Source organism: Streptomyces sp. NPDC001843 (genome assembly GCF_042891955.1).
Lineage (GTDB): Bacteria > Actinomycetota > Actinomycetes > Streptomycetales > Streptomycetaceae > Streptomyces.
In genome coordinates, this window is sequence record NZ_JBIATQ010000006.1 from 251,868 (window position 1) to 272,004 (window position 20,137).

Consider the following 20,137-nt stretch of genomic DNA (forward strand, 5'->3'; position numbering starts at 1 on the left):
GGAATTCCCTCACCCACTTATCGGCGGCGGCACAACCAATCCGAAATCCGGTCCGTCTTAGCGGGCAAACCAGTGACACGTCAGAATTCTCCGGGGGCTTTCCAAGAATGCGACGCACCATCTTGCGCGCGGGCGGCGGCAGTGTCCGGCGGGCCGCCTCCCTGCTCGCGGCGGCCCTCACCGTCACCGCGTTATGCGTAGGCGACGTCATCGCTCGCAGTTATCCGTTCGGCCCCCGGACCCGGAGCGTCAACGACCTGGGCAATCAGTACGTGCCCTATCACGCGCACCTGTGGGACCTGCTGCACGGACGCGCCGACGGTGGACTCCTCGTCAACTGGCAGTCCGGTTTCGGCGCCAGTTTCCTGCCCGACTTCGGCACCTACCTCAGCAGCCCGTTCGCCCCGCTGGTGGCGGTGTTCCCGCGGGACGAGATCGACCTCGCGGTGTACGTCATCACCGTGCTGAAAACGGGGTGCGCGGCCGCCGCCATGGCCTTTCTTCTGCTCACTCTGCGCCCGGGCCGCTGGTGGGCGGCGGGACTGCTGGGCACCTCCTACGCACTGTGCGGCTGGAGCGTGGCGGCCGCCTCGTACAACCCGATGTGGCTCGACGGGCTCATCGCCCTGCCGCTGCTGTGCCTGGTCGGCGAGTGGACGCTGACCGGACGCCGCCCGTTGCTCGGTGTGCTGGTCGTCGCGGCCGCCTGGGCCGCCAACTTCTACACCGCCTACATGGCCACCCTCGGCGCCGGTCTGGTACTGCTGCTCCGGCTGCTGGTCGCCGGTCCTCCGCGTCGACGGGCGCTCGTGGCGGCGGGCCGCGCGGCCCTCACCTTCGCACTCGGCGTGGGCCTGGCCGCACCGCTGGTCACGGTGGTGTACTTCGGCAGCAAGCACGCCTCCCCGACCAGATTCCAGGACTTCGTACCGGCGACGGGCCAGGACCTGGCAGCCCGTCTGCTGCCCACGACCTACAGCTTCGCCACGCCGGCCGTGTACGTCGGCGTCATGGCACTGCTGCTCGCCCTGGCCCTGCCGTTCCACCGGGCGGTGCCCCGGCGGGTGCGCGTGGGATGGACGCTGCTGGTGGTCGCGGTGACGCTGTCGATGCAGTGGAACCCGACCCATCTGGCCTGGCACGCCTTCACCGCACCGCAGGGCAGTCCGTACCGCCAGGCCTTCGTCCTGTGCGCCCTGCTGGTCATCGCCGCGTGGCATGCGCTCTCGTACGGCCCGCCCGGCCGGCGCGCGCTGCTCGCCGCGAGCGCGCTGCTCGTGCTGATCGCGGCCGTCGCGAGCCGGAGCCATCTGGTACGCCCGTACGCCTGGCCGGTGCTCCTCCTCGCCGCCGTGGGCGCGCTGGGCGGGCTGGTCCTGCTGGCCGGACTCCAGGGCGGGCGACTCGCCTCCGGCACGCGCCGCACCGCGCTGACCGGGCTGGCCGTCGTACTGCTCGCCGGGGCGCAGTTCGGGGAGGCCACCGCCAACTCCGCGGCGACCACCCGGCAGCGGCTCGCGGGCATGGACAACTACGCGCCGTGGGGAGAGCGGCAGCAAGAGCAGTCGGAGGCGATCGCGAAGGCCGACGGCTGGCCCCGCTACCGTACCGACCCGGGCCGGGAACAGACCGTCGGCAACGACCCGATGGTGGTGGGCGGCCAGGGCGCCCAGTACTACAGCAGCCACACCTCCGACGTCCTCTACCGCCTGCTCACCGCTCTCGGGGCCGGCTGGACCTCGGGCGGCCGCAGCCCGCAGAGCCTGGACAACGCCGTCACGGACGCGATCTTCTCCGTCGGTGCGCGGGTGCACTCCCCGCCGGACCCGCATCAGACGTGGCCCCCGCAGGACGGCAGCCGGACGACCGTGTCCCGGCGGGACGTGCCGCCCCTCGTCACGGTGCGGCCGTCGGTCGCCGGCCCGCGCACGGGCGTCTCCGCCTTCGGGGCGTCGCCGTACCGCAACCAGGAGATGCTGCTCGGTACCCGTGTCTACAGCCTGCCCCGCCTCACCGTGCGGACCGCCACCGGCAAGCCCGCGCACGGCGGCGACGCCGCCCGTCCCGGACTGCTCGTCGGTCCCGCGGCTCGCGGCACCGGGGGGAGGCCGACGATCACGGCCCGGTGCCGGGCGGGCAGCGAGGCGTATCTGTGGGCGCCGCGCTTGTCGGGCACCGCGCGGCTGACCGGTGACGTGGCCGGCGGGCGGGCCGTGCGGTTCAGGTCCGACCCCAGTCGGCTCGCCGCCATGCAGCCGCTCGGCACCGTCCCGGCCTCCGGGCGCCTGCGGATCGAGCTGTCCCTGGACCGGGCCGGCCGCATCCCGAACCGGGCGGTCGGCTGCCTGGACACCGCCCGGCTGCACACCGCCGTAGAAGGGCTCAAGGCCGGCGGCGCCACCCGGGTGAGCGTCTCCGACGGCACCGTACGGGCCGAGCTCCCCGCGGGCAGCAAGGGAACCGCGATCGTGGCGGCTCCCCGGACAGCCGGCTGGCGCTGCGCCGCGGGCGGTGCCGCCGCCCGGCCGGCAGGGCAGTACTACGGCCTGATCGCCGTCCCCCTCGACGGTTCGTCGACCAGCGTCACCTGCACGTTCCACCCGCCCGGGCTACGGCTCGGCACGACGGTCGGGATGGCCTCGCTCCTGGCTCTGATCCTGCTCGGCTTCCTCGACGCCGTCCGCCGCAGGCGCGCCGTGGCGCCGTCGGAGCCACCGTCCACCACCGGACCGCGATCCGACGGCCGGCGCGCGCCGAACGCACCCGGTGACCTGGGCCTTCTTCGGCGGATGAGTGGAAAGCGGAGTGCGGTGGGAGCCGGTCGGCGGGCAGACTGACCTCCGCACCCGACCATCGCGAGGGCGAGACGCTGCACCGGGCGCCCACCGAACCGGGCGCCCGATTGCATAAACGTGCATCGAAACGTATAGTCATGCCATCCAGAGGAGGGTGACATGGCGGTACGTGCGGCGGTGGCCGGAGCGAGCGGATACGCGGGCGGAGAGATCCTGCGGCTGCTCCTCGCGCACCCCGAGGTCGAGATCGGTACCCTGACCGGCAACTCCAACGCCGGGCAGCGGCTCGGCGCGCTGCAGCCGCACCTGCTGCCGCTGGCCGACCGGGTGCTGGCCGAGACCACGCCCGAGGCCCTCGCCGGACACGACGTCGTCTTCCTCGCCCTGCCGCACGGGCAGTCCGCCGCGGTCGCCGAACAACTGGGGCCCGAGGTGCTCGTGATCGACATGGGCGCCGACTTCCGGCTGAAGGACCCGGCCGACTGGGAGCGGTTCTACGGCTCCCCGCACGCCGGCACCTGGCCCTACGGCCTCCCCGAACTGCCGGGTGCCCGCGCCGCGCTGGAGGGGTCCAAGCGCATCGCGGTACCCGGTTGCTATCCGACCGCCGTCTCCCTCGCGCTCTTCCCCGCGTACGCCGCCCATCTGGCCGAGACCGAGGCCGTGATCGTGGCCGCCTCCGGCACCTCGGGCGCGGGCAAGGCACCCAAGCCGCACCTGCTGGGCAGTGAGGTGATGGGCTCCATGTCGCCGTACGGCGTCGGCGGCGGTCACCGGCACACCCCCGAGATGATCCAGAACCTCAGCGCGGCGGCGGGGGAGCGGGTCACCGTCTCCTTCACGCCCACGCTCGCGCCGATGCCCCGCGGGATCCTCGCCACGTGCAGCGCGAAGGCGGTCCCCGGCGTGACCGCCGAGTCCCTGCGGGCCGCCTACGAGAAGGCCTTCACCGACGAGCCGTATCTGCACCTCCTGCCCGAGGGACAGTGGCCCGCCACCGCGTCCGTCCAGGGTTCCAACGCCGTTCAGGTGCAGGTCGCGTACGACGAGGCCGCCGGGCGCATCATCGCGATCAGCGCCATCGACAACCTGACCAAGGGCACCGCGGGCGGTGCCGTGCAGAGCATGAACCTCGCCCTGGGGTTCGACGAGACCACGGGGCTTTCCACGATCGGAGTCGCACCGTGAGTGTCACGGCAGCCAAGGGATTCACGGCGGCGGGTATCGCCGCCGGGATCAAGGAGAACGGCAACCCCGACCTGGCCCTCGTGGTCAACACCGGGCCGCGCCGCGCCGCCGCGGGCGTCTTCACCTCCAATCGCGTCAAGGCGGCACCGGTGCTCTGGTCCGAGCAGGTGCTGGGGGCCGGGCAGGTGTCGGCGGTCGTCCTCAACTCCGGTGGCGCCAACGCCTGTACGGGGCCGAAGGGCTTCCAGGACACCCATGCCACCGCCGAGAAGGCCGCCGAGGTCCTCGGCCGGGGCGCCATCGAGGTCGCCGTCTGCTCCACCGGCCTCATCGGTGTGCTCCTGCCCATGGACAAGCTGCTGCCGGGTGTGGAGAAGGCCGCCGCCCAGCTCTCCGAGCACGGCGGTGAGAAGGCCGCCATCGCCATCAAGACCACGGACACCGTCCACAAGACCTCGGTGGTGACCAAGGGCGGCTGGACCGTCGGCGGCATGGCCAAGGGCGCGGGCATGCTCGCCCCGGGCCTCGCCACCATGCTGGTCGTCCTCACCACCGACGCCGATCTGGACGACGCCACCCTGGACCGGGCGCTGCGGGCGGCCACCAGGGTCACCTTCGACCGGGTCGACTCCGACGGCTGCATGTCCACCAACGACACCGTGCTGCTGCTCGCCTCGGGTGCCTCCGAAGTCACCCCGCAGTACGAGGAGTTCGCCGAGGCGGTGCGCGACGTCTGCGCCGACCTGGGCCGGCAGCTCATCGGGGACGCCGAGGGCGCCAGCAAGGACATCAAGGTCGAGGTGGTGGGCGCCGCGACGGAGGAGGACGCCGTCGAGGTGGGCCGCTCCATCGCCCGCAACAACCTCCTCAAGTGCGCCCTGCACGGCGAGGACCCCAACTGGGGGCGCGTCCTGTCCGCCATCGGCACCACGTCCGCCGCCTTCGAACCGGACCAGCTGAACGTCGCCATCAACGGCGTCTGGGTGTGCAAGAACGGCTCGGTGGGCGAGGACCGCGACCTCGTCGACATGCGCTACCGCGAGGTCCACATCGTCGCCGACCTCGCCGCCGGCTCGGAGACCGCCACCATCTGGACCAACGACCTGACCGCCGACTACGTCCACGAGAACAGCGCCTATTCCTCATGAGCAATGTGACCAGGAAACACACCGCTCTGCCCAAGGCCCAGATCCTCATCGAGGCGCTGCCCTGGCTGGTCCGGCACAACGGCAAGACCGTCGTGATCAAGTTCGGCGGCAACGCCATGGTCGACGACGAACTGAAGGCCGCGTTCGCCCAGGACGTCGTGTTCCTGCACCACGCCGGCCTGAAACCCGTCGTCGTGCACGGTGGCGGCCCGCAGATCAGCGCCGCCCTCGACAAGCAAGGCATCGTCAGCGAGTTCAAGGCGGGCCTGCGCGTCACCACCGAGGACGCCATGGACGTCGTACGGATGGTGCTCGCCGGGCAGGTGCAGCGCGAGCTGGTCGGCCTGCTCAACCAGCACGGGCCGCTCGCCGTGGGCCTCACCGGCGAGGACGCGCACACCATCACCGCCACCAGGCACCAGCCCGAGATCGACGGCGAGTTGGTCGACATCGGGCGGGTGGGAGAGATCACCGACATCGACACGGGCGCGATCGAGGCCCTGCTCGCCGACGGCCGCATCCCGGTCGTCTCGTCGATCGCCCGGAGCCAGGACGACGGACATGTCTACAACGTCAATGCTGATACGGCGGCTGCGGCACTCGCTGCGGCACTGGGCGCCGAAACCCTCATGGTCCTCACCGACGTCGAGGGACTCTACGAGGACTGGCCGAACTCGGACGAGGTGATCAGCCGCCTCACCGCTTCCCAACTGGAGAAGCTGCTGCCGGAGTTGTCCGCCGGCATGGTGCCGAAGATGGAGGGCTGCCTGCACGCCGTGCGGGGCGGGGTCAACACCGCCCGTGTCATCGACGGCCGAGTCCAGCACTCCATCCTGCTGGAGATCTTCACCGACGAGGGCATCGGCACGATGGTCGTGCCCGACGAGCAAGAGGGGGAGTCGTCATGAGCAACGAGGAACTGACCACACGCTGGCAGGGCGCCCTCATGAACAACTACGGCACTCCGCGGCTGCCCCTCGTGCGCGGCGAGGGCGCCAGGCTGTGGGACGCCGACGGCAACCAGTACGTCGACTTCGTCGGCGGGATCGCGGTCAACGCGCTCGGCCACGCCCACCCGGCCGTCGTGGAGGCCGTGAGCAAGCAGATCGCCTCCCTCGGCCATGTCTCCAACCTGTTCATCGCCGAGCCGCCCGTCGCCCTCGCCGAGCGGCTGCTGCAGCTCTTCGGCCGGGACGGCAAGGTCTACTTCTGCAACTCCGGCGCCGAGGCCAACGAGGGCGCCTTCAAGATCGGCCGGCTGACCGGGCGGACCCACATGGTCGCCACCGAGGGCGGCTTCCACGGCCGGACGATGGGCGCTCTCGCGCTCACCGGCCAGCCCGGCAAGCAGGAGCCCTTCCGGCCGCTGCCCGGCGACGTCACCCACGTTCCCTACGGCGACGCGCAGGCGCTGGCCGCCGCGGTGACCGAGGAGACCGCGCTCGTCGTCATCGAGCCGGTCCAGGGCGAGAACGGGGTCGTGGTCCCGCCCGCCGGATATCTGAAGGCGGCCCGCGCGATCACCGCCTCCACCGGCTCCCTGCTCGTCCTGGACGAGGTGCAGACCGGCATCGGGCGGACCGGCAACTGGTTCGAGTACCAGGCCCACGAGGGAGTCCTGCCGGACGTCGTGACCCTGGCCAAGGGGCTGGGCGGCGGACTGCCGCTCGGCGCCACCGTCGCCTTCGGCCGCGCCGCCGAACTCCTCCAGCCGGGCCAGCACGGGACGACCTTCGGGGGCAATCCGGTCGCCTGCGCCGCAGGCCTCGCCGTCCTCGACACCATCGAGAACGAGGGACTGCTGGAGAACGTCAAGCGGCAGAGCGAGAAGCTGCGGGGCGGAATCGAGGCGCTGGGCCACTCATTGATCGACCATGTCCGGGGCGCCGGCCTGCTGCTGGGTATCGTGCTCACCGAGCCGCTCGCGCCGCAGGTGCAACAGGCGGCTCAGGAGGCCGGTTTCCTGGTGAACGCACCCGCCCCCGACGTCGTCCGGCTGATGCCGCCGCTGAACCTCGGCGACGACGAGGCGGACGCGCTTCTCCGGGCACTGCCCGGCATCCTCGACGGGGTACACGGGGACGGACGATCCGGAGAATGAGACGACGATGAGTCAGGCGCAGGACCAGGAGCAGCCCGGCGGACCGGCCGTGCCGCAGACCCGCACCGCCCGCCACCGCCGGATCGTGGACATCCTCAACCGCAAGCCGGTGCGCTCACAGAGCCAGTTGGCGAAGCTGCTCGCCGACGACGGGCTGAGCGTCACCCAGGCGACGCTCTCCCGGGACCTCGACGAGCTGAACGCGGTGAAGATCCGCAACGCCGAGGGCGACCTGATCTACGCGGTGCCCAGTGAGGGGGGCTTCCGTACTCCTCGGGCGCCGCTGGGGGAGTCGGCGAAGGAGGAGCGGATGCGGCGGCTGTCGCAGGAGCTGCTCATCTCTGCGGAGGCTTCGGCGAACCTGGTGGTTCTGCGTACCCCTCCGGGGGCGGCGCAGTTTCTGGCCTCGGCCATCGACCAGGCGGAGCTGCACGACATCCTCGGGACGATCGCTGGGGACGACACGCTGCTGCTGATCAGCCGGGAGCCGACGGGTGGGCAGGCCCTGGCGGAACACTTGCTGAGGCTGGCTCAGAACGGCCACTGAGTGGGGCGGTGGCGGTGGTACGCCGAGCCCACCTGGCTGCGGGCAGTCGTGCCGCTGGGGCGGCACGGGTGGGCGGTGGGGGTCCCCCCGCTCGAGCGGAGCCGAGAGTGGGGGAGGCACCCCGCCAAGCGCGGGTAAGCGAAACCCCCGCCCGCGCTGCAACCCCGGTCGGCTGGAGCCCCGGTCAGCCCAAACGGGCCGCCAACCCCCCGGTGCACCGCACCTCGTCACCCGCGGTGATCAGCAGGGCCTCCACCCCCGGCAGGGACTCCAGCCAAGCCAACCCCTCCCGCGAGCCCATCGCGAACGCGGCCGTGGCCCAGCAGTCCGCCCAGGTGAGCCGAGGCGCCACCACGGTCACGGCGACCAGGTCCGTGACTGCCGACTTCTGTGTGCGGGGGTCGACGATGTGCGCCCCCCGCTCCGCCGTACCGGACGTGGCCACGGCCAGCTCGTCCACTCCGGTGGAGGAGATCACCGCCGCCAGCCCACCCGGCCGCAACGGATCCGACACCCCGACCCGCCACGGCCGCTGCGGCTCGGGCGAGCCGAGCATCTGGACGTCTCCGCCGCCGTTCACACTCACGCCGCTCACCCCGGCCGCTGCCGAGATCCGCCGCGCGCAGCGCTCCGCGGCCCAGCCCTTGACGACTCCGGTCGGGTCGAGCCGTCCGCCGTACGTCATGCTGAACCAGCCACCGCTGACCCGCTCCGCCTCGGCCCCCAGCTCGAGCACCTCGGCGACCTCGGGATCGCAGTCGGCCACGGTCACCTCGCCCCGCACCAGCCGCGACACCTGGCTGTCCTCGCGGTAGGTGCTGAAGACCTCGTCGATCCGGTGCAGGCCGGCGACCGCCTCGTCGAGGGCCCGGCGCACGGCGCGCGGTTCCCCGCCGCGGACGTCGAAGGAGAAGACCGTCCCCATGACCTCCTCCGCGTGACGCACCGCGGCGGGGGCTTCCGGTGAGTCCGTCACCGTGTCAGCCACCGGCCTGGTCCAGCGCGGACTGGAGGGACTGTTTGTACCCGGTGCTGGTGTAGGTCGCCCCGGACACGGAGTCGATGTTCGCGTTGCCGGCGGCCATGGCTTCCTGGTTGAGCTTGGGCACGGACAGGGCGGTCTTCTGGTCGCTGGTGCCGCCCTTGGGCGCCTGCACCGCCTCGGCCTTGGTGATCTTGCCGTTCGCGAGGGTGATCCGGACCTGGACCTGCCCGTACGGGGTCTGGGCGGCCTTGCCGGTGAGGGTACGGCTCGCCTGGGCTGCGCCGCCGCCACCGGAGGAGGACGACGACCCGCCACCGCTCTGCGCGGACGACGCCTTCACCTTGTCCAGCGCCGACTGCAGCGACTTCTTGTACCCGGTGCTGGTGTAGGTTGCCCCGGACACGGAGTCGATGTTCGCGGTCCCGGCGGCCACGGCCTCCTGGTTGAGCTTGGGCACGGACAGCGCGGTCTTCTGGTCGCTGGTGCCACCCTTGGGCGCCTGCACCGCCTCCGCCTTGGTGACCTTGCCGTTCGCGACGGTCAGGCGCACCTGGACCGGGCCGTACTGGGTCTGCGCCACGTCACCGGTGACGGTGCCGGCGGCCGCCGCGCCGCCCTGCGGGGCCTCCTGTCCCGCCGCGGGCTGCTGCGGGGCCGCACCGGCCGCCGACGCGGAGGCCGGGTCCGTGGACGGCTTCAGCGACAGCAGCAGTACGACACCGGACACGGTGGCCGCGGTCGCGAGCATGACGCGCCGAACGGGGTGGCTCTTCCTCATGGTTGCTGGGCTCCTGATTTCCCGTGGGTTTCCCGACGATTCCCGTCGCTCACATCTCGAACGACTCGTGATGGATGCGGCGGGCGGGAACCCCCGCGCCGCGCAGTGCTTCGTACACTCCCTGCGCGAATCCGGGCGGACCGCACATGAAGACGTCGTGGTTCTCGATGTCCGGGATCTTCCGCTGGAGGTTCTCCGCGGAGATGTCCGGCCGCTCGCCCTCCGGGCTGTTGACCGCGTACATCAGCCTGGCACCGCGCTCCTTGGCGATGAGGGCCAGCTCGTCCCACAGGGCCAGGTCCTGGGTGGTGTTGGCGCGGTAGAGGAGGGTGATGTCCCCGGCCCCGCCCGGCAGCGTCTCGAACAGGGTGCGCATCGGCGTGATGCCGACCCCGCCCGCGACCAGCAGCACCTTGCCGCGGCTGCGCCGCTGGGCGGTCATCGCGCCGTACGGGCCCTCGGCCCACACCCGGGTGCCGGGCGTGAGCTCGCGCAGCCGGGCGGTGTGGTCGCCGATGGCCTTCACCGTGATCCGCAGCATGTCCGGGCGGGGCGGTGCGGACAGCGAGTACGGGTGGGAGCTGAACCGCATCCCCGGGGCCAGGAACCGCCACCGGAAGAAGTGGCCGGCCTCCGCGCCCATCCGGTGCAGCTTGCGCCCGCCGATCAGCACGGACACGATGCCCGGCGTCTCCTCGATGACCGCCTCGACCCGCATGCGGTGCCGGACGTTCAGCCGGATCGGGGTGATGATGCGGTACCAGATCACCAGCGCGGTGACCGTGCCGTACAGGGCGTACCAGAAGGTCTTCGCGGTCGGTTCGATCGCGAAGTCGTTGCCGGTGGTGATCTGGTGCCAGAAGGTCAGGAACACCGCGGCGTACGTGAACAGGTGCACGTGGTACCAGGCGTCGTACGGCAGCCTGCGGCGGACCACACCGATCGAGGTGAGACCGATGACCACGAACAGGCCCGTGCCGATGGCCGCCTTGCCCATGTCCGGGAGCTGGTTGATCGAGTCGATGGTCTGCTGGACGATGTCACCGAGCGACTTGCCCGCCTGCAGCGCGTAGCCCCACATGATGAGGAAGACGTGCGCGAAGACCAGGCAGAGCGTGTACCGGCCGCTCATCGCGTGCCAGCGGGCCACCCGGTCGGAACCCACCCGGCGCTCCAGCGCGGGCACCCGGGCCATCTGGAGCACGACCAGGGCCATCAGATACCCGGCGAGCAGACCGGTGATCCGGCCGGCGTTGAGAATCTTGCTGTTGTCGTCGGCGATGTTCGGCGTGTTGTGCCACCACAGCCACAGCACGCCCGCCGCGCCCGCCCAGACGGCGAGCAGCAGCGGGACGGCCGGGGAGCGGCGCGGACGGATGCGGCGCATCGTCTGGCGGCGGGCGGCACGTCCGCCTGCGATCGTGGTGGTCACGGTTCCTCCGTGGGGACTTGACCCTTGGCCCACAGATACGTGCCGTGACGGCCGAGTGTTCAGACGCCCACCGAGTCCAGTGCCGACTGGAGTGACTGGCGGTAACCCTCACTCGTGTACGTGGCTCCCGAGACGGTGTCGATGTCGGCGCTCTGCGCGGCCAGCGCCTCACGCCGCAGCTGGGGGATGGCGTAGCTGTTGATCTCCTGGTCGCGTGGGTTCTCCGTGGGGTAGGTCACCGCGGTCACCTCGGTGAGCTTGCCGCCCTTCACGGTGATCCGCACCTGGACGGGGCCCCACCGGGTCTGGACCGTGTCGCCGGTGGCGGTCTTGGTGCCGGTGGAGCTCGATCCGCTCGATCCGCTGGAGCCGTTCGATCCGCTCGACCCGCTGGAGCCCCCGGACCCGCCGGGGGACGCGCTCGCGCTGCTCGACGGCGCCGGGGACGACGCGCTCACCGTGATGCCGGGACTCTCGTGCGGCTTCAACGACAGCAGCAGCACCATCCCGGAGACGGTGGCGGCACTGGCCAGCACGATGCGGCGCAGGGGGCGGTTCTTCCTCAAAGCGTGCACTTCTACTGCCTCACAGCTCGAACGACTCGTGGTGGATGCGCCGGTCCGGGACCCCCGCGGCGCGCAGTTCCCGGTACAGCTCCTGGGCGAAACCATGCGGTCCGCAGATGTACACGTCGTGCTCGGCGAGAGCGGGAACCGTGGCGGCCAGCGCCTCGGCCGTGAACCTCGGGCGCTCGCCCCGCGGCCCGTTGAGCGCGTACAGCACCCTCGCCCCGCGCCAGTTCGCGATCGCCTCCAGTTCGCCGCCCAGGGCGAGGTCCTCGGCCGTACGGGCCCGGTAGAGGAGGGTGACGTCGCCGGGCAGCGTCTCGAACAGTGCCCGCAGGGGGGTGATGCCTACGCCACCCGCGATCAGCAGCGACCGGTGGCTGGTGGCCCGGTCGGCGGTCAGGGAGCCGTACGGTCCCTCCGCCCACACCCGGGTGCCCGGGCGCAGCAGCGGAACCGCCGCGCTGTGGTCGCCCAGCGCCTTGACCGTGATCCGCATGCGGTCCGGGCGCGGCGGCGCGGACAGCGAGTACGGCGTCGACGCCCAGCCCATGCCCTCACCGAGGAACCGCCACCGGAAGAACTGGCCCGGCCGCGCGTCCAGCTCGTCCAGCCGCCGCCCGCGCACCACGACCGAGTACACGCCCGGCGCCTCCTTGTGCACGGACTCCACCCGCAGCCGGTGACGCAGGTTGAGCCGCACCGGCGCGAGGATCCGGTACCAGATCACCAGGGCGGCCACGCCCAGGTACAGGGCGTACCAGGCGGCCGTGGAGACCGGCTTGCCGTTGAAGTCGTCGCCCAGCGAAAGCTGGTGGAAGAAGGCCAGGAAGACGGCGGCGTACGTGAGCAGGTGGACGTAGTACCAGAACTCGTAGCTGGTCCGGCGGCGCACGGTCCGCGCGGAGGTGATGCCGACCGCGAGCAGGATCACCGTGCCGGCCGTCGCCATCAGCATGTCCGGGTAGTCCAGGATCACCGTGACCGTCTCGTGCAGGATCGAGGCACGGTCCTGCGCGGCGTACCCGGTCAGGATCAGCACGACGTGCGCGACGAGCAGGCACACCGTGTACCTGCCCGCCATGGCGTGCCAGCGGGCCACCCGGTCCGAGCCGATCCGCCGCTCCAGCAGCGGCACCCGGGCCATCAGCCCGACCAGGACCGCGCACGAGTAGCCGCACAGCAGCCCGGCGATCCGCCCGGCCCCGGTCAGCCAGCCCTCGGTGCCGACCACCGAGCCGGTGTCCGCCCACCACAGGACCAGCACGGCCGCCGCCCCCGCCCACAACAGGGCGAGCAGCGGGCCTGCGGGGGAGCTGCGGGGAGCGGGCGCCACGGGGGGTGCCGTGCGCCGCTCGTACACGGTGGTCATGAGGCGTTCCTTTCTGCCGTTCGGTACGCAACTGTGCGCGACGGACCTCTGAGACAGCTCTGAGCAGGCCCTTTTCTCAGCGCACTCAGAGGAAACTCAGAGCTCCGGGCCGCACCTGGCGTACCGCGCAGGGGTGATCCTGGAAGGGAGATGAACACGACCCGCTCAGGCCGCCCGGCCCTCACCCGACCCGACGGCACACCGCTGCGCGTCCTCGTCGTCGACGACGACCCCGACCTCGCCGAGGTGCTCACCGGCGCCCTGCGCTACGAGGGCTGGGAGGTGCGTGCCGCCGGGGACGGCGCCTCGGCGGTCACCACCGCGCGCGAGCTCATGCCCGACGCCGTCGTCCTCGACGTGATGCTCCCGGACACCGACGGCTTCGCCGTGCTGCGCACCCTGCACCAGGTGAAGCCCGACGTCTGCGTGCTCTTCCTCACCGCCCGGGACGCGGTGGAGGACCGTATCGCGGGCATCACGGCGGGCGGCGACGACTACGTCACCAAGCCCTTCAGCCTGGAGGAGGTCGTCGCCCGGGTGCGCGGTCTGCTGCGCCGCGCGGGCATGGCACGGCAGCTGGACGAGGGGCCGCGGCTCGTCGTCGGCGATCTCGTCATGGACGAGGAGTCCCGTGAGGTGACCCGGGGCGGGGAACTGATCGAGCTGTCCCCGACCGAGTTCGAGCTGCTGCGCTTCCTGCTGCGCAACCCGCGCCGCGTGCTCAGCAAGGCGCAGATCCTCGACCGCGTGTGGTCCTACGACTTCGGCGGCCGGGCCCATGTCGTCGAGCTGTACATCTCCTACCTGCGCAAGAAGGTGGACGCGGGACGCGATCCCATGATCCACACGGTGCGCGGGGCGGGCTATGTGCTCAAGCCGGTGGTCAAGTGAGGTATCTGCGCCGCCTGCCCCGTCCCCGTACCCTGCGGGCCCGGCTCACCGTCGGCCTGGTGGTGCTGCTGGCCATCAGCTGCGCCGCGGTCGGGCTCGCCGCGGTGGTGGAGCTGAACGGCTTCCTCACCCAGCGCCTGGACCAGCAGCTCGAACAGGTCGGCGCCCGGTTCCCGCAGAGCCTGGAGCACGGCGGCAAGCTGCCGGACGACCACGACGGCGACGAGCACGGCGACGACCGCAGGCAGGCGACGGGCACCTTCGGCGCGCGCCTGGTGGACGGGAAGGTCACCAATGCGGCCGTCGTCCGCCCCGGCGGCATCGAGAACGTGATCGGCGAGCTGACCGGCAGGGACAAGAAGCAGCTCACGGCGGTCGACGCCGACGGCCAGGCCCACACCGTCGAACTCGCCCCCCTGGACGACTACCGGGTCAACGCGGTCCAGGGCCTCGACGGTGACGTCCTGATCGTCGGCCTGCCCCTGGAGCCGGTACAGGCCGCCGTCCACCGCCTGGAACTGGTCGCCGGGATGGTGTTCGGGCTCGCCCTGGCCGCCACCGGCGTGGTCGGCGCCCTCTGGGTGCGCTGGTCGCTGCGGCCGCTGAGCCGGGTCGCGGCGACCGCCGCCCGGGTCAGCGAGCTCCCCCTCGCCAGCGGCGAGGTCATCATGCCGTCGCGTGCCCCCGAGTCCGACCCGCACAGCGAGGTCGGCCGGGTCGCGGCGGCCTTCAACCGCATGCTGGGCCACGTCGAGGACGCGCTGACCAAACGGCACGCCAGCGAGGAGCGGCTGCGCAGCTTCGCGGCCGACGCCAGTCACGAGCTGCGCACCCCGGTCGCCTCGGTGCGCGGCCACGCCGAGCTAGCCCTGCTGCATCCGGGGCCGGTCCCGCCGGCGGTCACCCGGGCGCTCGGCCGTATCGCCGCCGAGTCCTCCCGTATGGGCGAGATGGTCGACGACCTGCTCCTGCTGGCCCGTCTGGACGCCGGCCGCCCGCTCGAACGTCTCCCCGTCGATCTCACCCACCTCGTCCTGGACGCCGTCACCGACGCCCGCGCGGCCGGCCCCGACCACCGCTGGACCATGGAACTCCCCGAGGACCCGGTGACCGTGACCGGCGACGCCCACCGCCTTCACCAGGTGCTGGGCAACCTGCTGGCCAACGCCCGTCTGCACACCCCCGCGGGCACCAAGGTGACGGTGTCCCTGGAGACCGACGGCGCGACGGCCCGCCTGCAGGTCCACGACGACGGCCCCGGCGTCCCCGAAGAGGTCCAGCCGGGAGTCTTCGAACGCTTCACCCGGGCCGAACACCGCCGCCGCACGGACGCTTCCGGAGGCGGAGCCGGGCTGGGCCTGGCGATAGTGGCGGCGGTGGTGGAGGCGCACGGGGGGAGCGTGGGCCTGGAGAGCAGGCCGGGGGCGACGACGTTCACGGTGCGCCTGCCCCTGGGCGACGTCAGTACCGGGTGATGTCCGTCGGACCGTCCTCCGTGCCCACGGCGATGTGCGGCCCCCTGCTGGGGTCGGCCCAGGCGAGGATCCGCCGCATCGCCTCCTCGGGAACCGAGACACAGCCGGCCGTCGCGCCCGGGCCGTCGACGTGCAGGAAGATCCCGGCCCCCCGCCCCCGCACCGGCTGCCGGTAGTTGAACCCGATGACGAGCGCGTGCGCGTACTGCCCCCGGTAGTCGACGAGGTGCTCGGACTCGCCGGCCCGGCAGTCGGCGGCCAGGGGCTCGGTCCACCGGTTGTAGGCGGCGGAGTCGTTGTCCTGGCACCACCAGGAGTCCGGGTGGACCGGGCGGTACGGCATCCTGGTCCCGGCCGGCGCCGCCTCGGTGCCGAAGGCGAACGGCAGGTCGTACAGGCCGGTCGGCGTCGTGTTGGTGCCCTGTTGCCGGGCGGTCCCTTCGACGAGCCCCTTCGTGCCGAAGCGGGCGGGGGCCGAACCCGCCCGCACCCACCGCCCGTGCCACAGGTCCCACCAGACGACCGTGCCCGTCGTGGAATCGGTGCGCGCCGCCTGAGCCGTGATCAGCTGGGTCCCGCCCCCGGTGTCCGCCATCCTGGCGGGCAGCGGAACGGGGCAGCCGCCGGACGCGGCACCGATCAGGAACACGGACGCGGACGCGAGGGCGACTGCAACGGGGCGCATGGTTCAGACGGTAGAGGGAGGCAGTGGCAACGGCAGCCCGGGTAGTCCGTCCAGGCTGGTGGCCACGTGGTCCTTCTTGCGGAAGTACTCGCTCAGTGAGGCGTCGTCCTCGCGGGCGAAACGCTTTCCGTGCAGGTCGCGGTCCGTCTCGTACGACATGAAGGGCACCGCGTATCCGCAGGTGTCCCGGACGAGTTCCGCGTGCACGACGATGATCGCGCGCAGGCCGTGCGGGGTCGGGTCGATGTCGGGGAAGTGGGTGAGCAGTTCCCCGAAGCGGGGGTCGTCGCGGAAGACCGGTTCGCCCCGGCCGTGCACCCGCACGATGTTCGGCGGCCCCTGGAAGGCGCACCACATCAGGGTGATCCGCCCGTTCTCACGCAGGTGTGCGATGGTCTCGGCGTTGGACCCGGCGAAGTCGAGATACGCCACCGTGTGCTCGTCGAGCACCGCGAAGGAGCCCTTGAGGCCCTTGGGGGAGAGGTTGACCGTGCCGTCGCCGGAGAGCGGGGCGGTCGCGGTGAAGAAGAGGGGTTGTTCCTCGATGAATGTGCGGAGCCTGCCGTCTATGCGCTCATAGGTCTTTCCCATGACTGCCGATTATCGGTGAACTCCGCTCGGCTGTACGAGACTTCGCGGCCACCAGGGCCGCCCCGGCCGGCGTTACTCGGGGCGGCCCCGGCTGCCTGTCACCTCACTTGTTGAGGGTGCAGGCGGCCAGCGCGTCCAGGCCGGTCGGCTTGGTCCCCTTACGGCCGATGGCGGTGGCGATGCGGTCGACCGTGGACTTCCGCTTGTCGGCCAGCGGGCCGAGGATCGCGTTCTGCACGAAGTTGGGTCCGCCCTGGCCGACCGTGTCCTGCAGTCGCTTGTTGGCCTCGTCGATCTGCGTCTGCAGCAGGGTGAGGTTGCGGTCCACCTCGGCCTGCGCGGAGGCGGGGATGTTGGCCGGGAGCTGCGACTTCACGTCGGGGCAGGTGATGGTGCCCGCGGCGGCGGCCCCGGCGTTGCCCGCGTTGCCGCCCGCGTTCTGGGACGCGTTGGCCCCGTTGTTCGCCTTGCCACCGCCCGCGTTGGCGTTGGCGTTCGCGTTGGCGTTCCCGCCCGCGTTGGCGTTCGCGTTCCCGTTGGCGTTCCCGCCGGCGTTGGCGTTCGTGCCGCCCCCGTTCAGCGTGCACGTCGCGAGGGCGTCCAGGCCGGTCGGCTTGGTCCCCTTACGGCCGATGGCGGTGGCGATGCGGTCGACCGTGGACTTCCGCTTGTCGGCCAGCGGGCCGAGGATCGCGTTCTGCACGAAGTTGGGTCCGCCCTGGCCGACCGTGTCCTGCAGTCGCTTGTTGGCCTCGTCGATCTGCGTCTGCAGCAGGGTGAGGTTGCGGTCCACCTCGGCCTGCGCGGAGGCGGGGATGTTGGCCGGGAGCTGCGACTTCACGTCGGGGCAGGTGATCGTGCCGGGGCTGGCCAGCGTGCGGGCGTTCGTGCTGCCGCTGTTGCCGTTGCTGTCGTCGGGCGTCCCGGCGAGAGCGGAGCCCGCGATGATCGCGCCGGACAGCGCGACGGCGGCAGCGCCGCCGATGATCGCGACGCGACGCTTGCTGTACTTCGGAAGAGCCCTGGACATGCGGATGCCTCACTTGGGTCAGGAGTGGGATTACTAACGCGGCGCCAGCGTTCGGTGGTCAGTACGTGAAAGCGGTTTCGTTTGTTCAACGCGTTCGACGATCTCTTTCAGATTGACGAATCATGCAGTGCTCTGCATAATCATGCACAACGCGGTCACCACCTTCGAGGAGCAACCCACAGTGAGCAGCAACAGCGGTGACGTACGGCTCTGGGGCGGCCGTTTCGCCGACGGTCCCGCCGAGGCCCTGGCGAAACTGTCCGCATCCGTCCACTTCGACTGGCGGCTCGCGCCCTACGACATCGCCGGTTCGCGTGCCCACGCGCGCGTGCTGCACAAGGCGAAGCTGCTCACGAGTGAGGAGCTCACCCGGATGCTCGCCGGACTCGACCAGCTCGAGGCCGATGTCGCGTCCGGCGACTTCGTCGGCACGATCGCCGACGAGGACGTCCACACCGCCCTGGAACGCGGCCTCCTGGAGCGCCTCGGCCCCGAACTCGGCGGCAAGCTGCGCGCGGGCCGCTCCCGCAACGACCAGGTCGCCACCCTCTTCCGGATGTACCTGCGCGACCACGCCCGGATCATCGGCGGCCTGATCGCCGACCTCCAGGACGCGCTGATCGGCCTGGCCGAGGCCCACCCAGACGTGGCGATGCCCGGTCGCACCCACCTCCAGCACGCCCAGCCCGTGCTCTTCGCCCACCATGTCCTCGCGCACGTGCAGTCCCTGTCCCGGGACGCCGAGCGGCTGCGCCAGTGGGACGAGCGGACCGCGGTGTCGCCGTACGGCTCCGGTGCGCTCGCGGGCAGCAGCCTCGGCCTGGACCCCGAGGCCGTCGCCGAGGACCTCGGATTCGAACACGGCAGCGTCGGCAACTCCATCGACGGCACGGCCTCCCGGGACTTCGTCGCCGAGTTCGCGTTCATCACCGCGATGATCGGGGTGGACCTGTCCCGGATCTCCGAGGAGATCATCATCTGGAACACGAAGGAGTTCTCCTTCGTGACCCTGCACGACGCGTTCTCCACCGGCTCGTCGATCATGCCGCAGAAGAAGAACCCGGACATCGCGGAGCTGGCGCGCGGTAAGTCGGGCCGCCTGATCGGCAACCTCACGGGCCTGATGGCCACGCTGAAGGCCCTCCCGCTCGCCTACAACCGGGACCTTCAGGAGGACAAAGAGCCGGTCTTCGACTCCTGCGACCAGCTGGAGGTGCTGCTCCCCGCCTTCACCGGCATGATCGCCACCCTCACCGTCCACCACGAGCGCATGGAGGAGCTGGCCCCGGCCGGCTTCTCGCTCGCCACCGACATCGCCGAGTGGCTGGTCAAGCAGGGCGTGCCGTTCCGTGTCGCGCACGAGGTGGCGGGCGAGTGCGTGAAGGCCGCCGAGGCCGAGGGCAAGGAGCTGGACGAGCTGACGGACGAGCAGTTCGCCAAGATCAGCACCCACCTCACCCCCGAGGTCCGCTCGGTCCTCAACGTCCCCGGCGCCCTCGCCTCCCGCAGCGGCCGCGGCGGCACGGCACCCAGCGCCGTCGCCGTCCAGCTGGCCGAGGTCAAGGCGGACGTGGCGGCCCAGCACGCGTGGGCGGACGCCAAGAACAAGCGGTAGCGCCGGGGGCGTGAACCCCCGCCTCACCGGGCAGACAGGGAGGCGGGGGGAACCATGGAGAACAACGCGCCGGGAATCCGTCGGCTGCTGAGCAGATTCCGCGCCGCTCTCGCGCTCTGCGTCCTACTGGCGGGCCTGAGCCTGGCGCTTCTGTCCAACGGCCGCGACGGTTTCGGCTGGGCCTTCGTCAACGAACTCGCTCTCTTCGCGGCGGCCGGTGTCGCCGTCCCCTTCTACTACGACCTGTTCCTGCGGGACGCCGAACGGCAGACGTTCCTCCAGGAGTTGGCCGGGGTCATCGACGAGCGGGCGCCCGCCGTCAACGGAGGGCGCGGCCTGACCGTCCACGCCGAGGGGCGGCTTGCCCCCACGGAGAAGGCCGACTTCCTCGAAGGGGCACAGGGGGAGATCGTCGAGGTCGGGGTGGCCCTGCGCAGCCTGACGAGCCTGTTCATCTCCCGCCCGGCCCGCGACTTCACCGAGCCGGTGCGCCGGCTGCTGAGCCGTGGCGTGCGGATCACCTATCTGGTGGCCGACCCGGAGTCGGCGCTGACCATCGAGTACGCCCGCAGTATCGGCGATCCCGACCTGCCCGCCCGGGCAGCCGAGTCCGCCCGTCAGCTGGCAGGAGTCGCACGGGACTTCGCCGCCGAAGGCCATCCCGGCCGGATGGAGGTGCGCTTCACCCGGCAGCTGCCCACGTGCTACCTGTCCCTCGTCGACCCCGACCTGGACACCGGGCGCTGCCGTACCTCTCCCTACCTGGCCGGTGTACGGAGAGCGGAATCGCCCGTGCTCGACATCGTCCGGGCGCACCAGCCGCAGCTGTTCGAGCGCTACGTGGCACACGTGCGGCACGCACAGGACGACAGCAGGCCGGTGGACGCGGACGCGTAGCCGCTCGCGGGTCTCCCGGGAGCCCGCTGTGTCCGCCGTCA

At 71.5% G+C, this 20,137-nt stretch carries 18 protein-coding genes; 10 read left to right on the plus strand and 8 right to left on the minus strand.

The features are described 5' to 3' along the window. Positions 1-107: 107 nt before the first annotated feature. The 6 genes from ACFYZQ_RS17695 (at position 108) to ACFYZQ_RS17720 (ending at position 7,779) form a co-directional block, all read left to right on the plus strand. Complete coding sequence (locus ACFYZQ_RS17695; protein WP_389147972.1) at positions 108-2,837, plus strand: YfhO family protein; 2,730 nt, start codon at positions 108-110, stop codon at positions 2,835-2,837. 117 nt (positions 2,838-2,954) lie between these two features. Beyond that, on the plus strand, positions 2,955-3,983 hold the full coding sequence (argC, locus tag ACFYZQ_RS17700) for an N-acetyl-gamma-glutamyl-phosphate reductase (RefSeq protein WP_389147975.1): 1,029 nt from the start codon (positions 2,955-2,957) through the stop codon (positions 3,981-3,983). Continuing rightward, complete coding sequence (gene argJ, locus ACFYZQ_RS17705) at positions 3,980-5,131, plus strand: bifunctional glutamate N-acetyltransferase/amino-acid acetyltransferase ArgJ (protein WP_389147978.1); 1,152 nt, start codon at positions 3,980-3,982, stop codon at positions 5,129-5,131. Before argC ends, argJ begins: the two co-directional genes overlap by 4 nt. After that, entirely contained in the window at positions 5,128-6,039 is a 912-nt protein-coding gene (argB, locus tag ACFYZQ_RS17710; RefSeq protein WP_389147981.1) for an acetylglutamate kinase, read from the plus strand. The genes argJ and argB overlap by 4 nt, the downstream gene beginning before the upstream one ends. Then, complete coding sequence (locus ACFYZQ_RS17715) at positions 6,036-7,232, plus strand: acetylornithine transaminase (protein WP_389147984.1); 1,197 nt, start codon at positions 6,036-6,038, stop codon at positions 7,230-7,232. The genes argB and ACFYZQ_RS17715 overlap by 4 nt, the downstream gene beginning before the upstream one ends. A 7-nt stretch (positions 7,233-7,239) precedes the next feature. Further along, positions 7,240-7,779, plus strand: coding sequence for an arginine repressor (locus tag ACFYZQ_RS17720; protein WP_389147987.1), 540 nt, complete (start codon positions 7,240-7,242; stop codon positions 7,777-7,779). Positions 7,780-7,963: 184 nt separating this feature from the next. Here the strand turns inward: ACFYZQ_RS17720 and ACFYZQ_RS17725 are convergent, their stop codons facing one another. The 5 genes from ACFYZQ_RS17725 to ACFYZQ_RS17745 are packed head-to-tail and all read right to left on the minus strand — an operon-like array spanning position 7,964 to position 12,912. Further along, complete coding sequence (locus ACFYZQ_RS17725) at positions 7,964-8,767, minus strand: FAD:protein FMN transferase (RefSeq protein WP_389147990.1); 804 nt, start codon at positions 8,765-8,767, stop codon at positions 7,964-7,966. After that, complete coding sequence (locus ACFYZQ_RS17730; protein ID WP_389147992.1) at positions 8,760-9,542, minus strand: FMN-binding protein; 783 nt, start codon at positions 9,540-9,542, stop codon at positions 8,760-8,762. Before ACFYZQ_RS17730 ends, ACFYZQ_RS17725 begins: the two co-directional genes overlap by 8 nt. A gap of 49 nt (positions 9,543-9,591) precedes the next feature. Then, positions 9,592-10,974 (minus strand): ferric reductase-like transmembrane domain-containing protein, encoded by a 1,383-nt coding sequence (locus tag ACFYZQ_RS17735; RefSeq protein WP_389147995.1) that lies wholly within the window; start codon positions 10,972-10,974, stop codon positions 9,592-9,594. Between the two features lie 59 nt (positions 10,975-11,033). Beyond that, a complete protein-coding gene (locus ACFYZQ_RS17740) occupies positions 11,034-11,549 on the minus strand; it encodes an FMN-binding protein (RefSeq protein WP_389147997.1) in 516 nt (171 codons plus the stop codon). Between the two features lie 10 nt (positions 11,550-11,559). Then, positions 11,560-12,912 carry a ferric reductase-like transmembrane domain-containing protein gene (locus tag ACFYZQ_RS17745; RefSeq protein WP_389148000.1) on the minus strand — a complete coding sequence of 451 codons (1,353 nt, stop codon included), beginning with the start codon at positions 12,910-12,912 and terminating at the stop codon, positions 11,560-11,562. 150 nt (positions 12,913-13,062) lie between these two features. Here ACFYZQ_RS17745 and ACFYZQ_RS17750 point away from each other — a divergent pair, with 150 nt between their 5' ends. Together ACFYZQ_RS17750 and ACFYZQ_RS17755 are read left to right on the plus strand one after the other, a co-directional pair. Further along, on the plus strand, positions 13,063-13,803 hold the full coding sequence (locus tag ACFYZQ_RS17750; protein WP_389148003.1) for a response regulator transcription factor: 741 nt from the start codon (positions 13,063-13,065) through the stop codon (positions 13,801-13,803). 5 nt (positions 13,804-13,808) lie between these two features. After that, positions 13,809-15,278 carry a sensor histidine kinase gene (locus ACFYZQ_RS17755; RefSeq protein WP_389148476.1) on the plus strand — a complete coding sequence of 490 codons (1,470 nt, stop codon included), beginning with the start codon at positions 13,809-13,811 and terminating at the stop codon, positions 15,276-15,278. Here ACFYZQ_RS17755 and ACFYZQ_RS17760 read toward each other — a convergent pair. The 3 genes from ACFYZQ_RS17760 to ACFYZQ_RS17770 all read right to left on the minus strand — a co-directional run bounded on the left by ACFYZQ_RS17760 (position 15,265) and on the right by ACFYZQ_RS17770 (position 17,584). After that, positions 15,265-15,963 (minus strand): L,D-transpeptidase, encoded by a 699-nt coding sequence (locus tag ACFYZQ_RS17760; protein WP_389148006.1) that lies wholly within the window; start codon positions 15,961-15,963, stop codon positions 15,265-15,267. The two genes, ACFYZQ_RS17755 and ACFYZQ_RS17760, sit on opposite strands and share 14 nt — an antisense overlap. 3 nt (positions 15,964-15,966) lie before the next feature. Then, entirely contained in the window at positions 15,967-16,554 is a 588-nt protein-coding gene (locus tag ACFYZQ_RS17765; protein ID WP_389148009.1) for a pyridoxamine 5'-phosphate oxidase family protein, read from the minus strand. 103 nt (positions 16,555-16,657) lie between these two features. Then, a complete protein-coding gene (locus ACFYZQ_RS17770) occupies positions 16,658-17,584 on the minus strand; it encodes a hypothetical protein (RefSeq protein ID WP_389148011.1) in 927 nt (308 codons plus the stop codon). A gap of 181 nt (positions 17,585-17,765) precedes the next feature. Here ACFYZQ_RS17770 and argH point away from each other — a divergent pair, with 181 nt between their 5' ends. Further along, entirely contained in the window at positions 17,766-19,199 is a 1,434-nt protein-coding gene (gene argH, locus ACFYZQ_RS17775; protein WP_389148014.1) for an argininosuccinate lyase, read from the plus strand. A 54-nt stretch (positions 19,200-19,253) separates the two neighbouring features. Then, positions 19,254-20,096 carry a hypothetical protein gene (locus ACFYZQ_RS17780; protein ID WP_389148017.1) on the plus strand — a complete coding sequence of 281 codons (843 nt, stop codon included), beginning with the start codon at positions 19,254-19,256 and terminating at the stop codon, positions 20,094-20,096. Positions 20,097-20,137: the final 41 nt, after the last annotated feature.

Excerpts from the sequence above, each read along its gene's own strand:
- ACFYZQ_RS17745 (WP_389148000.1), bottom strand. The coding sequence starts at position 12,912 with ATGACCACCGTGTACGAGCGGCGCACGGCACCCCCCGTGGCGCCCGCT.
- ACFYZQ_RS17765 (WP_389148009.1), bottom strand. The coding sequence starts at position 16,554 with ATGGGAAAGACCTATGAGCGCATAGACGGCAGGCTCCGCACATTCATC.
- ACFYZQ_RS17760 (WP_389148006.1), bottom strand. The coding sequence starts at position 15,963 with ATGCGCCCCGTTGCAGTCGCCCTCGCGTCCGCGTCCGTGTTCCTGATC.
- argC (WP_389147975.1), top strand. The coding sequence starts at position 2,955 with ATGGCGGTACGTGCGGCGGTGGCCGGAGCGAGCGGATACGCGGGCGGA.
- ACFYZQ_RS17715 (WP_389147984.1), top strand. The coding sequence starts at position 6,036 with ATGAGCAACGAGGAACTGACCACACGCTGGCAGGGCGCCCTCATGAAC.
- ACFYZQ_RS17695 (WP_389147972.1), top strand. The coding sequence starts at position 108 with ATGCGACGCACCATCTTGCGCGCGGGCGGCGGCAGTGTCCGGCGGGCC.
- ACFYZQ_RS17730 (WP_389147992.1), bottom strand. The coding sequence starts at position 9,542 with ATGAGGAAGAGCCACCCCGTTCGGCGCGTCATGCTCGCGACCGCGGCC.
- ACFYZQ_RS17750 (WP_389148003.1), top strand. The coding sequence starts at position 13,063 with ATGAACACGACCCGCTCAGGCCGCCCGGCCCTCACCCGACCCGACGGC.
- ACFYZQ_RS17720 (WP_389147987.1), top strand. The coding sequence starts at position 7,240 with ATGAGTCAGGCGCAGGACCAGGAGCAGCCCGGCGGACCGGCCGTGCCG.
- ACFYZQ_RS17770 (WP_389148011.1), bottom strand. The coding sequence starts at position 17,584 with ATGTCCAGGGCTCTTCCGAAGTACAGCAAGCGTCGCGTCGCGATCATC.
- ACFYZQ_RS17780 (WP_389148017.1), top strand. The coding sequence starts at position 19,254 with ATGGAGAACAACGCGCCGGGAATCCGTCGGCTGCTGAGCAGATTCCGC.
- argB (WP_389147981.1), top strand. The coding sequence starts at position 5,128 with ATGAGCAATGTGACCAGGAAACACACCGCTCTGCCCAAGGCCCAGATC.